The organism is Weizmannia agrestimuris (genome assembly GCF_943193165.1).
In the GTDB taxonomy this organism is placed as follows: Bacteria; Bacillota; Bacilli; order Bacillales; family Bacillaceae_C; genus Weizmannia; species Weizmannia faecalis.
This window is the reverse complement of the sequence record NZ_CALPDC010000004.1, coordinates 85,833-100,746: the sequence shown is the minus strand read 5'-3', so window position 1 is coordinate 100,746 and position 14,914 is coordinate 85,833. Positions and strand designations below refer to the sequence as shown.

Annotated in this window: 11 protein-coding genes and 1 other annotated feature; of the genes, 1 reads left to right on the top strand and 10 read right to left on the bottom strand. The window is 47.9% G+C overall.

The genetic code is table 11. From position 1 onward, the window contains the following. Positions 1-15 precede the first annotated feature (15 nt). The 7 genes from NFR98_RS03735 to NFR98_RS03705 form a co-directional block, all read right to left on the bottom strand. On the bottom strand, positions 16-744 hold the full coding sequence (locus NFR98_RS03735; protein WP_251459722.1) for a PRC-barrel domain-containing protein: 729 nt from the start codon (positions 742-744) through the stop codon (positions 16-18). Between the two features lie 26 nt (positions 745-770). Then, a complete protein-coding gene (locus NFR98_RS03730) occupies positions 771-2,624 on the bottom strand; it encodes a hypothetical protein (RefSeq protein ID WP_251459720.1) in 1,854 nt (617 codons plus the stop codon). Between the two features lie 127 nt (positions 2,625-2,751). Continuing rightward, complete coding sequence (locus NFR98_RS03725) at positions 2,752-4,413, bottom strand: bactofilin family protein (protein ID WP_251459718.1); 1,662 nt, start codon at positions 4,411-4,413, stop codon at positions 2,752-2,754. Then, complete coding sequence (locus NFR98_RS03720) at positions 4,413-4,922, bottom strand: type II secretion system protein (RefSeq protein WP_251459716.1); 510 nt, start codon at positions 4,920-4,922, stop codon at positions 4,413-4,415. Before NFR98_RS03720 ends, NFR98_RS03725 begins: the two co-directional genes overlap by 1 nt. Further along, positions 4,919-5,338, bottom strand: a complete 420-nt coding sequence (locus NFR98_RS03715; RefSeq protein WP_013859827.1) for a prepilin-type N-terminal cleavage/methylation domain-containing protein — start codon at positions 5,336-5,338, stop codon at positions 4,919-4,921. The genes NFR98_RS03720 and NFR98_RS03715 overlap by 4 nt, the downstream gene beginning before the upstream one ends. Before the next feature lie 117 nt (positions 5,339-5,455). Next, complete coding sequence (locus NFR98_RS03710; RefSeq protein WP_251459714.1) at positions 5,456-6,778, bottom strand: bifunctional folylpolyglutamate synthase/dihydrofolate synthase; 1,323 nt, start codon at positions 6,776-6,778, stop codon at positions 5,456-5,458. Positions 6,779-6,840: 62 nt separating this feature from the next. Further along, the gene (locus NFR98_RS03705; RefSeq protein WP_251459712.1) at positions 6,841-9,486 is read right to left on the bottom strand and encodes a valine--tRNA ligase; all 2,646 of its coding nucleotides are present in this window, start codon (positions 9,484-9,486) and stop codon (positions 6,841-6,843) included. Positions 9,487-9,541: 55 nt separating this feature from the next. Then, positions 9,542-9,770, bottom strand: a binding site (T-box leader). 142 nt (positions 9,771-9,912) lie between these two features. On the opposite strand from NFR98_RS03705, the gene NFR98_RS03700 reads away from it, so the two are divergent. Next, entirely contained in the window at positions 9,913-10,104 is a 192-nt protein-coding gene (locus NFR98_RS03700; RefSeq protein ID WP_014097848.1) for a YszA family small membrane protein, read from the top strand. 16 nt (positions 10,105-10,120) lie between these two features. Here the strand turns inward: NFR98_RS03700 and ysxE are convergent, their stop codons facing one another. The 3 genes from ysxE to hemL all read right to left on the bottom strand — a co-directional run bounded on the left by ysxE (position 10,121) and on the right by hemL (position 14,902). Next, positions 10,121-11,137 (bottom strand): spore coat protein YsxE, encoded by a 1,017-nt coding sequence (gene ysxE, locus NFR98_RS03695; RefSeq protein WP_251459710.1) that lies wholly within the window; start codon positions 11,135-11,137, stop codon positions 10,121-10,123. Between the two features lie 198 nt (positions 11,138-11,335). Beyond that, entirely contained in the window at positions 11,336-13,228 is a 1,893-nt protein-coding gene (locus tag NFR98_RS03690; RefSeq protein ID WP_251459708.1) for a LysM peptidoglycan-binding domain-containing protein, read from the bottom strand. 384 nt (positions 13,229-13,612) lie between these two features. Then, positions 13,613-14,902, bottom strand: a complete 1,290-nt coding sequence (hemL, locus tag NFR98_RS03685) for a glutamate-1-semialdehyde 2,1-aminomutase (protein WP_014097845.1) — start codon at positions 14,900-14,902, stop codon at positions 13,613-13,615. Positions 14,903-14,914 lie beyond the last annotated feature (12 nt).

Here is a 14,914-nt window from a genome sequence, read left to right as displayed (position 1 = left end):
CTTCAGCGCCGCCTTTCATTCATCAACATGCATGGACAACTCGACAAAAACACCCGGACCGGCCTCCTGTGCCCGCTTAATGTCTTCTTCAGACAAAACCGTTCCTGCCGCGATAACCTGTTCCCCGTTTCCCGCGTAAATGTCTTTTACCGCTTTCTTTCCTTTTAAAAGTTCCACTTGTTTTGCCCGGAGCGCCTCCATTCCCTCTTCGCCCGGTTGTTCAAGCTCTTCTTCTACTTCTTTTGTCAGCAGTTTTTCAGGATCGTCAAGAAAATGGCCGGGTGCTTCCTCTTTCACAACAACAATATCTCTTCCGTACGTCATCACAAAATCAGCAGAAAGGATCGTTTCCGACTCGCCTGTTTGCAAAACAATCCCTAAAATTTTGCCCGTATTTTCATCTGCGTAAAATTCTTTTACTTCGCCAACCAGCTCCCCTTTTCGGGTCATCACTTTAGCCCCGACAATGCGAATTTTTTTGTTGACGAGCTGGTCTGCGATCGGAATTTCGTTTAAATCGATGACAGCCCTGTCGCTTTCGACGGTGACCGCATACTCGCCGATTCCGACCACTTTTTTGAACGGAATTGCTTTTACGCTTACTTGCCAGTCTTCGTGTTCGATCGTTAAAAAATCGACGGATCCTTTGTCCGGGTTAATGACAAAAGACTTTACTTTTCCGATTTCAGCGCCTTCAGAAATGCTGATGATCGGCTGGCCCAAAATTTGCGTGCTTTTTTTCATCTACCTCACACCTGTTTCTTCATGGATTATTGACCGTATTTTGTCCTTAAAAAATCGATTTCTTCGCGGATGACCGGGTATTCCGCATAGGTTTCCGCCAAGTCTTTCAGCAGGGCTTGCAGCTTGCCAAATTGTTGTTCAGCTATGTAATGGTCGATCAGAAGGCTTGCAAAGGTGAAATAATCTTCCGGTGCAAGCTGCGGGTGCAAATGCGCTTTCACTAGCTGTTCATACGCGTCAGCCGGCTGCGTAAGACGGTAAAGGTTCAGTTGTTCCACTAGTACCCCAAGCAATTGCTTTTGAATAGGCGTTGTCACGTTTGGCACGGATGCTAAAGTTTCCGGTGCTTCCTCAACGGCAGGGTTGCCTGCCGGTTCCGCTTCGTTTGCGGCAACGGTTTCGCCCGTACCTGCGCCGTTTTCATCTTGTAGTTCCCGTCCCTGGCCTGCTTCCGAATAGAGCTTTTCGGGCTTTGCCGCCTGGCCGGTTTCCTTGTCAGGCATCACATCGATTTCTTCCAGCTCGTCTGTGTCTTCACCTTTCGCACCGCCAACTGTTTCAATTTCCGCATGCAGTTTTTCGGGTTGCCCGGCACGATCGGTTTCGTGCAAAGGTATTACATCTATTTCTTTCAGTTCGTCTGTGCTTTCACCCTTAGACCCGCTGGCTGCTTCATCCTCCGCATCCAGATCCAAATTTACGGATTGTTTAGTTGGATTAGCTTCTTGGACAGGCACCAAACTGATTTCTTCCAGCTCGTCTCTGTCTTCACCTTTCGCGCCGCCAACTGTTTCATTTTCCGCATCTGATGGCAGTTTTTCGGGTTGCCCGGCATCGTCGGTTTCGCGGGCAGGCATTAAACCGATTTCTTCTGGTTCGTCCTTTTCTTCATCCTTAGGCGTGCCAGCTGCTTCATCTATCGTATCCGGACGCAACTTTTCAGATTGCCCGGTATGAGTTGTTTCTTGGACAGGTATTAAACCAATTTCTTCCAGTCCGTCCAAGTCAGGCATGTCTGTCCCGGAAAGTTCAGCAGGTGCTTCTGTTTTCTTTTCAAAAGAAAGGAGCGGGATCTCTTCTTGTTCAACATATTGAACATCGGATGACGTTACCGGCCCGGTTGCAGCACCAGCTTCAAAATCCTGGTCATCCGCCTCTTTTGCATCTGCCACGTCCAAAGGTTTGATATCCGGGCTCCCCGCTTCCGCAACCCATTCTTCAACTTCGTACATTTCCGGCAAATGATCCGCCTTATTTTCTTCATTTGCTTCTTCAAACATTTCCAGACGGTTTTCAAGAAAATCAATTTCTTCTTCCCCGGAGCGTTCTGCCGCCTGTTCGTTTGCCGGAAGAGCGGTTTCCGTTTCGTTTCCGGCCGCAGCATCCTCCAGTTCTTCCCATTCGGGTTCATCCTTTTCTTCCCGTTTTGGCAGTGTCCCTTCTGTTTCAGGTCCCGGCCCGTTTTTCTCCGGCAAAATCTCTTCCGTTTCAGGGGCCGGAGCACTTTTTTCAGCCGGAAGAACAGCGGCATTTACGTCAGGCGAGACCAGTGCTGCCGGCCGATTTCCCCGTGCAACCGCCATCTCTTCCTGCTCATCCCATACTGGAAATTCGTCTGCATCGTTATCCTGTCCAGCGAACAAAAATGCCAACTTTTTTTCGAACAGATAGGCCACACAAATTACGAGCAAAAAAGTAATTAAACCACTCTCCCATAGCGGAACCACACTGCCCGCCAAAATGCCGAAAAGCGCCAGCAAAAAAGCGGTGCCGGCCAGCACAACCACCCCTTTTTTGGGAAAGCCGAAAGAAAAAAAGACAAAAAATGCCATTACGCATAAAAATCCAATTACGGCAAACGCCGCAGTGAGAAGATCCATCATCCCACCTCTGTTTCTATCAGAGTACAAAATTCCCAGAAAAACCAATTATCGAAAATCAACTAAGACTATTTTATTATAAATCTCGGCGAATGGGAAGATTGTACTGCATCTTTTTACCTGTCTCTTACTGGACTGATGTATTGATTTCTTTCAAAGTCACTTTATTCACTGTCGGGATCCCTTTCGGCGGGTTTAAAATCATATCTTTTTTAAAATTAACGGTGAGTCTGGACTTTGCAGGATCCGCAGGCTGGGGGTTTTGAAATTCCAATTCATATCTTTTGAAAATTAACCATTCATAGATTAACTTATTTATCGTCCATCCCCTTGATGCACTTAAACTAATCGTATTCCCATAGATACCCCCATTAATTTTCAAGTTTGATCCGATGCCATATACAAACAAGTCACGATTTGAGTAGAGATAAGCATCAATCACTTTTGGACGGTCTTCATACAAATTATTGTTGGCCAACTTAATATTTCCATCACAAAGTAAAATAAGCGTGCCGCTACTGTTCGAGAAATTTTCGACATCTGCGTCTCCTCGTACATAAATGCTGCCGTTTGTATTGACATCCCCGCTGCTTGTAAGGGACCCATTGACATACATCACCCCGTTTAAATTCAATGCTGAAACCTCACTCAATGTCGCATTCCCGGCAATATAAATATACTGATTTTCCCCTGTCGACAGCACTCCGTTTAAATTAGCGCCACCGCCTACATAAATTTTGCCTTTTACTGTTAAATTCCCTTTGACAGTCAAATCATCTTTTACATAAAGATCCCCATTTACAGTCAGGCTTTTGTTTTCCCCAACGGTTAAATCATCGCCGACGTACAAGTTTCCTTTTATTGGTTGACTGCCAACCTGGCTGACTGTTACATCATAGCCAAAAGCATTCCCATACTTGTCTATATTATAAGAATCGTAAGAATTTATTTTTAAATTTCCCGGCCATTCCAGCGCCTTGGCTGTAATCATATCGCCTACATTTATTTTATCAACCGTTAACTGACGATTTTTCACAACCGGAGCAACAGAAAAGTAGCGGCTGAAGCTTTCAGGTCCAAATGGCTTCCATGAATAAAAGTTGTAAACCGGCGCCGATGTTCCTGTTCCTACCGGCTGCTGTTCGGCCTCAAAATATCTTCCCTTCACTGTTAACGTCCCATTGATCGCTGGATAGTAAGTTCGAATATATTTCGTGTACCCCTCAACATAGTTCCCGTAGTTTGAAACATACAGATTCCCCCCAATATTCACATCCCCGATAATATAAGAAGACCCGTACAAGTACATATTCGACGGTGTCACGGCTGTATATTGAAAAACATCCGAGACAGTGGAAAGCGTCATCACCTTTGTTAACGTTTTTCCGGACTTTCCGATTGGCACTGTTATGGTGACTTTGCCCAAAACAATGCCGTCGGGTGCTGTCCCGTCTTTCAATGTTTTATATGCGATGCTGCATTTGCCGTTTTTCTGTTGCTGTATGCCCGTTATGGCTGCCTGAAGCATGCTGATCAGCTGGCTTGGCATGACAGTACCGTTCGCAATGGTACTATTGATGCTGTCAACTTGTTTCTCAATTAAAGCAGTCGCTTCATCCGCTACCATTTCCGCATTTAATTTATCCTGTGTGCCCGTTTCAGATACTTTTACTGTTTTAAAAGTGCTGACGGATGCGGATACGAGCGAAACGGTGATAATCGCCGCGACTGCGAAAATGAGAAGGACGGTCACAAGCGTATATCCCTTCTCTTCTCTTAAAACATGCATCATGGATTCCCCTCTTCGCCCAGTTTATAAGCGGCATAGATCTTTTTCTCAAAATGATTTTGTGTGTCTTTCATTACAAAATGGCATATCAGGCTGCCATTCTCAACCGTAAAAGTTGTCCCGTCAAGTGAAATTCCATCGCTGTTTACAATCGTGCCTCCTACCGACAAGTTCCCGTCTGATACAGTGATTGTCTTGTCAGTTGAACTTTCCTGGTAGGTGCCGTCACTTCCAACATTTATATTGACATCCACTGCTTTGAAACGGGTAAAAGTCCCGTCATCATTTTCGTCATCAGGTTCAATGTCGTCCACATTTTCCATTGCACTGTTCATGTATTGCAAAATAGCCGTTTGTTCTTTGACAAAATTTTTACGTGCCATGTCGCTTTTGGATTGGGTGATCACCGTATTTAAAACGGCATAAATGACCCCGATGATCATAAATGAAATGGTAACAGCCGCCAGTAATTCTACTAAAGTGAGCCCTTTTTCATCCCGGCATTTCATCTTTTCACATACCCTTTCACTTCAACCGGTTTTAGATGATTTCCACTGTCGACTTTTACTTTGACCAGCAGGAGGCGGTCAGATAGGGAAGAATCCGCCGGAAGGGAAACGGACACATATGCCTTATAACCGGAAATTTCCGCAGCACTATCAAGCCCTAAAACCGATTGAATATCAGCCTGTTGTGTGGTGTTCGCCATCTGCTGCACTTCATTAAAGTTTTTTTTCTGGTAAGCTCTTAATATCCCGGTTGCAATTTGCAATGCAGACAGCGAGTCATCCGCTTTCTTTGTCACGCCCGCATTATTGGCCAAAATGGAACCCACTGTGAGCATCACAATCGCTAAAATCGTAATCGAAGCGAGCACTTCGACAAGTGTAAATCCCCGGTTGTTTTTAAAAAGGGGTTTTTTCATAACAACCTCCGCTAAGCATTTTGTCCTGCGTCTTATTTCCTATAAAACTTATTTTATCAAAAAGCGCCGGGAAAGTAATTCAACAAATAGAACAAATAAAAAAAGAGCAGAACTTTTTCAGCTCTGCCCGTTCCTTTCTGATTGGCCCAAAATGTATTTCCGGACTTTCGAAATAAAGTATAAAGACCCCGTAATGACTAAAACATCTCTTGAGCCTTTCATTTCTTTTATTTTAGCAAGTACGGTTTCTTTCCAATCGGCCGAAAATGATTTATTTTGATGACGGCTTATCTTATACAACATCTCTGCCGGAATCGCTCTTGGAAAATCAAAAGTTGTGAAAATGATTTCGTCTGTTTTGTGATCGAGTTTTGGAATCATGTGATCCAGGTCTTTGTCGCCGAGTGCGGAAAAAATCATGCGGATTTTTTTCCCGCGCAGATGGGTGTCCATCGTTTCGATTAGGCTGTCAATGCCTTCCGGGTTGTGGGCGCCGTCGATGATAACGAGCGGGTCATCCAGCAGTTTTTCAAATCGGCCGATCCACTTGCTGAGGAGAAGGCCTTTTTCCAGTGCATGCTGCTGGATGCGGAAATGGTGGATACGCTGTAACAGTTCCGCCCCCATAACGGCAAGCGCGGCATTGTAAATCTGATGGCGCCCCATCATGGTGATTGACAAGCGGTCATAGGCGCCGTACGGGGAAGCAAAACGGAAATGTTCACCGGTTAAATCCCCACCAATCTCCGCAAAAGAAAATTCCTTTCCGGCACGGAAGAGCGGTGCCTTTTCTTTTGCCGCTTTTTCTTCAATCACCGCTAGCGCATCAGGCAGCATTGCTGTTGTTGCAACCGGCACCCCGTGTTTGATGATGCCCGCTTTTTCAAATGCAATCTCCGCAATCGTATGGCCAAGCACATTCATATGGTCATGGCCGATATTGGTAATCAGGCTGACAAGCGGTGTGATGACGTTTGTGGAATCAAGCCTGCCGCCAAGGCCGACTTCATAAATAACGATATCCACCGGCCGGATGTCGGCAAAATACAAAAGTGACATCGCTGTAATGACTTCAAACTCTGTCGGTGCACCGAATGCTGTGTGCTCCAGCTCTTCTGCAAGCAGGCGGATTGCGTTTGTAAGCCGGACGAGGTCTTCATCTGACACCGGCGATCCGTTTATGCTGATCCTTTCGTTAAACTGCTCAATATACGGGGAAGTAAAGGTGCCGACCGTATATCCCGCCTGCTCTAAAATATTCCGCAAAAAGGTGACGGTCGACCCTTTTCCGTTCGTCCCGGCCACGTGAACCGTCCGGATTTTTTGTTCCGGGTGGTGCAATTTTTCCATCAGCCACTGCATCCGTTCAAGCCCCGGTTTCATCCCGAATTTCGAGCGGGACCGGATCCAGCCAACCGCTTCTTCATAGGTTTCAAACATATGCCTTTCCTCCCGTATGCAAGGAAGACGAATCCGTAAAGAATTCGCCTTCCACCCTTGTATTACTGGTTTTCAAGTTCTTTGATGCGCGCTTCGACGGTGCTTCGTTTTTCAAGATAGTCTTTTTCTTTTGCCCGTTCTTCGGCAACGACATTTTCCGGCGCTTTTTTCAGGAACCCTTCATTGGACAGTTTTTTCTGGACGCGTTCGACTTCTTTATTCCATTTTGCCAACTCTTTCCGGAGCCGAGCCAGTTCTTCTTCAAAATTAATAAGCCCTTCAAGCGGCAGGAACAGTTCGACGCCGGAAACGACTGCAGTCATGGCTTTGTCCGGTGCCTCGAGGTCAAGCCCCATTTTCAATTCATCCGGGTTGCAGAAACGGGTAATGTACGCTTCGTTTCGTTTTAAAGTCGCTAAGACCATTTCGTCTTTCGCTTTCAAATGCAGTTTGATTTTTTTGCTTAACGGCGTATTCACTTCCGCGCGGATATTGCGGACGGAACGGATGATGTCGACAAGCAGTTTCATTTCTTCACTGGCCGCTGCATCTGTAAGGCTTTCGTCCACTTCCGGCCACGCGGCTGTTGTGATCGATTCCCCCTGATGCGGAAGGTTTTGCCAAATTTCCTCGGTAATAAATGGCATGAACGGGTGCAAAAGCCGCATCGTATTGTCAAGCACATTCGCAAGGACCGAGCGTGTTGTTTTCTTCGCTGCTTCATCTTCGCTGTAGAGCGGCAGTTTTGCCATTTCGATGTACCAGTCGCAGAAATCGTCCCAGATAAAATTGTAAAGTGCGCGCCCGGCTTCGCCAAATTCGTATTTGTCCGCCAGTTTTGTAACGGTTTCGATCGTTTCGTTCAAACGCGTTAAAATCCATTTGTCAGCGACTGATTTTTCACCGGACAGATCCATTTCTTCGTATTTCAGCCCATTCATGTTCATGAGTGCAAAACGGGAGGCGTTCCAAATTTTATTGGCGAAATTCCAGACCGCTTCGACTTTTTCGTAACTGAAACGCAAATCCTGGCCCGGTGCGCTGCCGGTGGTAAGGAAATAGCGGAGCGAGTCCGCACCGTATTTGTCAATGACTTCCATCGGGTCGACGCCGTTGCCGAGCGATTTGCTCATTTTCCGCCCCTGCTCATCGCGGACAAGGCCGTGGATCAGGACATCTTTGAACGGGCGCTTGCCGGTAAACTCAAGCCCCTGGAAAATCATCCGCGATACCCAGAAGAAAATGATGTCATAGCCGGTCACAAGCGTATCGGTCGGATAATAACGCTTGTAGTCTTTCGCTTCTTCATCCGGCCAGCCCATTGTCGAAAACGGCCAGAGCGCCGAGCTGAACCACGTATCGAGCACGTCCGGATCCTGTTCCCAGTTTTCAATGTCGCGAGGCGGCTCAGTGTCAACATACACTTCGCCGGTTTCTTTATGGTACCAGGCCGGAATCCGGTGGCCCCACCAGAGCTGGCGCGAAATGCACCAGTCGCGGATATTTTCCATCCAGTGCAAGTATGTTTTTTCAAAGCGTTCCGGCACAAAATGGACTTTTCCTTCCGACGCCTGCAGTTTTACCGCGGCATCAGCGAGCGGCTGCATTTTCACAAACCATTGCGTCGACAAATACGGTTCGACAACCGCGCCGCTCCGTTCGGAATGGCCGACCGAATGGAGATGGTCTTCCACTTTGACAAGAACGCCGAGTGCTTTTAAGTCCTCCACAATCTGTTTGCGGCATTCAAACCGATCCATCCCTTTGTATTTTCCGGCATTTTCATTCATTGTGCCGTCCTCGTTCATCACAAGGATGCGTTCGAGATTGTGGCGGTTCCCGACTTCAAAGTCGTTCGGGTCATGGGCCGGCGTAATTTTTACGGCACCAGAACCAAATGTCATGTCCACATACTCGTCTGCGATAATCGGAATTTCGCGGCCGACGATCGGCAATACAATCGTTTTCCCGATTAAATGTTTGTAGCGTTCATCATCCGGATGGACAGCGACCGCCGTATCACCGAGCATCGTTTCCGGGCGCGTTGTTGCGATTTCGATCGTGCCGGAACCGTCGCTTAACGGGTATGCCAGATGGTAAAATGCGCCCTGCACCTCTTTGTAGACGACTTCAATATCGGAAAGCGCCGTTTTCGTTTCCGGGTCCCAGTTGATGATGTACTCGCCACGGTAAATCAAGCCTTTTTTATAAAGCGAAACAAATACTTCTTTTACAGCTTTTGACAGCCCTTCATCGAGCGTAAAACGTTCGCGCGAATAATCGAGCCCAAGGCCAAGTTTTGCCCATTGTTTGCGGATAAATTGAGCGTATTCCGCTTTCCACTTCCATGCTTCTTCCGTAAACTTTTCGCGGCCGAGGTCATAGCGGGATTTGCCTTCTTCACGCAGTTTGGCTTCCACCTTTGCCTGTGTTGCAATCCCGGCGTGGTCCATCCCCGGCAGCCAGAGCACATCATAGCCTTGCATCCGTTTCATCCGAGTTAAAATATCCTGTAAAGCCGTATCCCAGGCATGGCCGAGGTGGAGCTTCCCGGTTACGTTCGGCGGCGGAATCACAATCGTGTACGGTTTCTTTTCCGGATCGCCTTTTGCTTCGAAAAATTTGCCGTTCACCCACCATTCATAGCGCCCTTTTTCAACAGTCTGCGGATCATATTTGGTCGGCATGCTGATGTCCTGCTGTTCCATTTGCATCATTCCTTTCTGCGTCTTTTACGGATAAACACAAAAACTCCCTTCGCCATAAAAGGACGAAAGGAGTCTGTTCGCGGTACCACCTTTTTTCACGGGCAAACGGATGCCCGGCACTCTCGGGTCAGTAACGGCACTTCGCCGGCTTTTGCTACTTTCGGTTTCACAAAAGCTACTCCCGGGCGACCTTCCAGCCTGTTTCGCATAGGAAATCTTTCAGCAGCTGATTTCCCTCTCTGCATGGAAACAAAATCTGTACTCTTCCCGTTCATTGTACTTTGATTTTTGAAATTGACTATAGTTTATGGTATCGGTTTTTTTGAAAATCGTCAATAGCATTGCCCATTTTTAGAAAAAATATGCGGCGGATGCACTGATCCGCCCGCTTTTCATACATTATTTTTGAGGGATAGGTGGATGATGATGAAGAAAAAAATTGACAAACAGGCCGTCCGTACATGGGCGCGGAATGCAAAAAAAGTGTGCAAGCAGCTGATTCTTCCGTTCTCCGTCTTTCAGGCCATCCGTACGATTATTTTTCCGACCACGTTTGACGTTCTGCTGCTTGCCATATTTATTCTTATTTATCTCGGGTTTCAGTATGAATGGTTTTAGTGGCCGTTCCTGCTTTTCATGACGCGGGGGCGGCCCCTTGTGACAACTGCATGACGACATACTCGGTATTTTTCATTCGCCAGTACTTTTCCTGCAGTTTCGCGACTGCTCTCGCTTCATGGCGTTTTCCTTCATTTGCAAAGTATTCCTCCACGGTTTGGATGATCGGTGCGGGATAAGCGAGATAGCTGAAAAATAAGCTTTTTTCATCTTCTTTCAGCGGAAAATAGCTAAAATAGGTCTTCACCCAGTCCACGCAGTCGTCAAACCGGCGCGGATAGGAATCGAGCGTCCGCGACAAGAAGGGAAGCAAGTCATAAAATGGCGCAGCGTTTTTCGCCAGTTCGAAATTGGTGAAGTACCCGAGCCCGCGTTCATCGTACAAAAAATGCTCCGTTGAAATTTTTCCGTGGATGGTCACCGTTCTCGCTTTCTCCATCTCTTTCGATTGTTCATACCAGTTTTCCAGCTGCCGGATCGAGAATTTGAGCGCCTGGTTCGTTTCATTGTAAAAGGTGCAGTACAACAGGGCAAACGGGGACATATAGACCTGCTCTTCACACCGTTCAAGGAACTCTTCCAAAAAATCCTGCTGCCCGTACCAGCGGGAAAGGGTTTCTTCATAGTATTCCCGCCGTTTTTCTATTGAGATCTCCGTATCTTTGACGGACAAGCTGTGCAGGCGTGCGAGTTCCCTGAACATTTTTTGATGTTTCTCGCCGCGTGCTTCTTTTTCTTCATTTGGCAGCCAGGGCATTAAATAGTATAATGCCCCGTTATACAGCACCCCGTAACGGCCGTCCAACGCGGGATAGACCGGGACAATACGGTTGTATCCCCGCTGATACAGAGACTGGACATGCCGGATAAACCCCATCCCGTTTTGTGGTGCAATTTTTTTTAAAGCAAAGATGCCCTGGCCGGTATAAATTTTATACACTTTTCCGTACCGCCCGACATATTCAGCGTTCAGGCCGTAATGCTTTACAATCCGATTGATGTCCTGCTGCGAAAGGTCAGTCACCCGTTTCACCTTCTTAGAGCGCTTCTCCTGAAAAATAGGCGCTTGCTCATTTTCATTCCCCCGCTGCGCCGCATTCGCCGCGGCTTGAACATAGGCGCAATCTAGGTTAAGAATAGCTCGTTTTACACGCTTCCTTACGCAGGCGCTTAGCCCCTGAATTTCAGATGCATCCTTCACCTGGACGCCCGTGCCTGTGAATGCTCCGGTTCAGTGATTTTTTTCGGCGCGCGCGTTGGCGGGAACGTACAGCACTTGCCCCTCATATACATCCTGGTTCACTTCCAAATGGTTCATCCTTAAAATCTGCTGGACATTGATATTGTATTTTTCAGCAAGCTGGTCGAGCGTCTCCCCGCTTTGGACGATGCAAACCTTTAACTTGGCAGGCTTTTCTTCATCTCTCCGGGCAAAAAAGTCGGCAAGTGAAATAGATTCGTATTTTTGCTTCTTTTTCTTCTTGGCAGCCGAATCCTTTTCTTCCGGCACTTCCTCTATTTTCTCCCCGCTTTCCGGCGACTCTTCCGCAATCGTTTCGCTGCTCGCCACAGAAGAAGATTCATCTTTTTCAGGCGATTCTTGCTTGAGATAAGCAGAAGATTCATCTTCCATTGCCTTGCTCTCGATCCGGAAAACGGGCTCCGTCTTCCCGGCGTCATCCGGCTTAAGAGATTCTTCGTTCAGAGCCGTTTTGCTCTCCGTCCGGAACGCGGATGCGGTTTTTCCGGACAACTCCTGTTCAGGATGCCCTTCATCCCGCACCGGGTCAGCCTGCCATTCATTCCGCACCGGTTCGCTTTCCGCTATTGAGGCGGATTCGTTTTTACCAGGAAACTCCGGACCGGCCTGCCATTCGTTCTGCACCTGTTCACTTTCCACTATGGATGCCGATTCGTTTTTGCCAGGAAGATCCGCTTCAGCATGCCATTCGTTCTGCACCGCTCCGCTCTCCGCCAATGATGCGGATTCGTTTTTGCCGGAAAACCCCGGTTCAGCGTGCCACTCATCCCGCACCGGTTCACTTTCCGCTATGGATGCAGACTCATTTTTGCCTGAAAGATCCGCTTCAGCATGCCATTCGTTCTGCACCACTCCGCTCTCCGCCAACGATGCAGACTCATTTTTTCCTGGAAACTCCGGCCCAGGATGCCACTCATTCTGTACCAGTTCGCTTTCTGCCAACGATGCAGACTCATTTTTTCCGGAAAACTCCGGTTCCGCATGCCATTCATCCCGTACCGGCGCGGCTGTTTCCGCCTGCCATGAAGCACTTTCCGGCCCTTTTCCGCCTGCTTCCGGCAAGAGACTCTCCTCTTCTTCTTCCGGCAGTTCGACCGGTGCTAGCACATTCAGTTCGTTTGTGTACGGTTCCGGCTGAGCAACCGATTCTTCCGGCACCACGCGCGATTCGATCGTAAAAGGTGTATACAATTCCGGGTCAGCGTGAGATTCATCCTCTTCTTCTTTTTCCTCATCTGCACGCAAAGGCACTTCTTCAAAGCTTTCCGCTTCTTCCATAAAATGGCGGGGCGGTTCGGCGCTCTCTTCTTCTTGTTCTGATAAACTCCATTCGGAATGGCTAAAAGGCGCCTGATATGTTGCGTCCGGCTCATCCAAATAGGGTTTCCGGCCGTTCAAATCCGGGTATGGCGCTGTTTCGGCTTCGTCCTCTTCCTCATCCCTGTCTTGCAATATTCCCTCAATCGCAATATCCGCATTGATTTTTAAACAATCGGTTCCGTGAAATTGATAGTCAAAGCCTTCTATATTGACGTCCAGATCCTCAATATCCGCAATTCTCGTCTTCGGAATGGTCACATCTACCGGGAAAGATTGGTAAAATTCAAATATGCCGTCTTCTTCCCGGTACTGGACCGCCTGCACATACTTCCTGAACAGCACATCTTCCCCTTCTTCTTCCCCGCAACCGATATACTCCCCAGCCAAATAGAGATTGCCTTTGATCACGACATACTGCTCCAATTCCTGTATGGTGATATGGGGATCCAATGATATTGATAAAAGTTCTTCAACTTCCTGTCCTTTTTTAAACCAAATCAATTCTTCTAATGAAAATCGTATGGACGATTGATTTTGCGGCAAAGCGGGTTCCTCCCTTCAATTCCTCCAAATCCAATGAATATGTCATTTACACTGTATGAAGCAATCGGGGTTTTTATGATCGCAAAAAAACCGTAGCATCCGTAAATCACTTGAATAGCTTTTTCGCTGCAATATTGGATGGGGAGAGAAATCGATAAAAACCGGCTCATCTGTTTTCAGGTTACCCGTTCAAAAACTTAGATTTGGTCGAGCTAGGCGAACTGATTCGGCCATCCGTTTTCGGAGTGATCCGTTCAAAAACCATCGGGCCACCCACAGAGCGTGAAATTTTCCCTACTGCTACTTCTCTCTCGCCCGCAGCGGACAGAATGCAAAAAAAACCGGCTCATCCATTTTTGGACTTGCCGGTTCATAGCCGCAGGATTACCCGCGGATTGCCTTAAATGTTTTTTCTGCTGCTTCAACGGTACGGTCAATATCCTCGTCCGTATGCGCGGCGGACAAGAAGATGCCTTCGAATTGGGACGGCGGGAGGAAAATGCCGTTTTCCGCCATGCCGCGGTAGTAGCGGGCAAACAGATCCAAATCCGAAGTGCTTGCTGATGCAAAATTATTGACTTCTTCATTGGTGAAAAAGATGCCAATCATCGATCCTGCCCGGTTAATGGTATGCGGGATATCGTATTTCACCGCTGCCTCATGAAAACCTTGTTCGAGGCGGTCGGCTTTTCGCCTGAATTCCGCATACGTTTCAGGTGTTAACTGCCGCAATGTTTCATATCCGGCCGTCATCGCAAGCGGATTGCCGGACAAAGTTCCTGCCTGGTAAACAGGGCCGGTCGGTGCGATTTTTTCCATAATGTCGGCCCGTCCGCCAAATGCGCCGACAGGAAGGCCGCCGCCGATTACTTTGCCGAGGCAGGTCAAATCAGGCGTTACATCAAAGTAGCCTTGTGCACAGTGATAGTCGACACGGAAACCGGTCATCACTTCATCAAAGATCAGGAGGGCGCCGTATGCTGATGTGACTTCGCGCAACCCTTGCAAAAAGCCGGGCTTCGGCGGAACAACGCCCATATTGCCGGCAACCGGTTCGACGATGATGCAGGCAATATCTTCTCCGTACTGCTCGAATGCCGATCGGACGGCTTCCAGATCATTGTACGGGACGGCAATGGTATTTTGCGCGATTCCGAGTGGCACGCCGGGGCTATCCGGCAGACCGAGTGTGGCAACGCCCGACCCTGCTTTGATCAGGAGCGAATCGCCATGGCCGTGGTAGCTGCCTTCGAATTTTAAAATTTTATTCCGGCCTGTATAACCTCTTGCTAGGCGCAGAGCACTCATTGTGGCTTCCGTGCCGGATGAGACCATGCGGACGATTTCAATCGACGGTACGCGTTCTTTCACGAGTGACGCCAGTTTATTTTCCATGATCGTCGGCGTGCCGAAACTCGTCCCTTTTTCGGCCGTTTTTTTCAGCGCATCCACGACCCCAGGATTGGCATGGCCAAGGATGAGCGGCCCCCATGACAGCACGTAATCAATATATTCGTTTCCGTCAATATCATAAATTTTTGCGCCTTTGCCGTGGTCCATAAAAATCGGGTTCATGCCGACCGCTTTAAAGGCACGGACAGGGCTGTTCACCCCGCCCGGCATTAATGTGACCGCTTCTTTGTATGCTTCGATTGAATTTTCATATGAGCGCATCTTTCAACCTCC

Bases quoted from the DNA above. Each gene is read 5' to 3' on its own strand.
- NFR98_RS03730 (WP_251459720.1), bottom strand. From the start codon at position 2,624: ATGGATCTTCTCACTGCGGCGTTTGCCGTAATTGGATTTTTATGCGTA.
- NFR98_RS03725 (WP_251459718.1), bottom strand. From the start codon at position 4,413: ATGCATGTTTTAAGAGAAGAGAAGGGATATACGCTTGTGACCGTCCTT.
- NFR98_RS03735 (WP_251459722.1), bottom strand. From the start codon at position 744: ATGAAAAAAAGCACGCAAATTTTGGGCCAGCCGATCATCAGCATTTCT.
- NFR98_RS03700 (WP_014097848.1), top strand. From the start codon at position 9,913: ATGAAGAAAAAAATTGACAAACAGGCCGTCCGTACATGGGCGCGGAAT.
- hemL (WP_014097845.1), bottom strand. From the start codon at position 14,902: ATGCGCTCATATGAAAATTCAATCGAAGCATACAAAGAAGCGGTCACA.
- NFR98_RS03710 (WP_251459714.1), bottom strand. From the start codon at position 6,778: ATGTTTGAAACCTATGAAGAAGCGGTTGGCTGGATCCGGTCCCGCTCG.
- NFR98_RS03720 (WP_251459716.1), bottom strand. From the start codon at position 4,922: ATGAAATGCCGGGATGAAAAAGGGCTCACTTTAGTAGAATTACTGGCG.
- NFR98_RS03705 (WP_251459712.1), bottom strand. From the start codon at position 9,486: ATGGAACAGCAGGACATCAGCATGCCGACCAAATATGATCCGCAGACT.
- NFR98_RS03715 (WP_013859827.1), bottom strand. From the start codon at position 5,338: ATGAAAAAACCCCTTTTTAAAAACAACCGGGGATTTACACTTGTCGAA.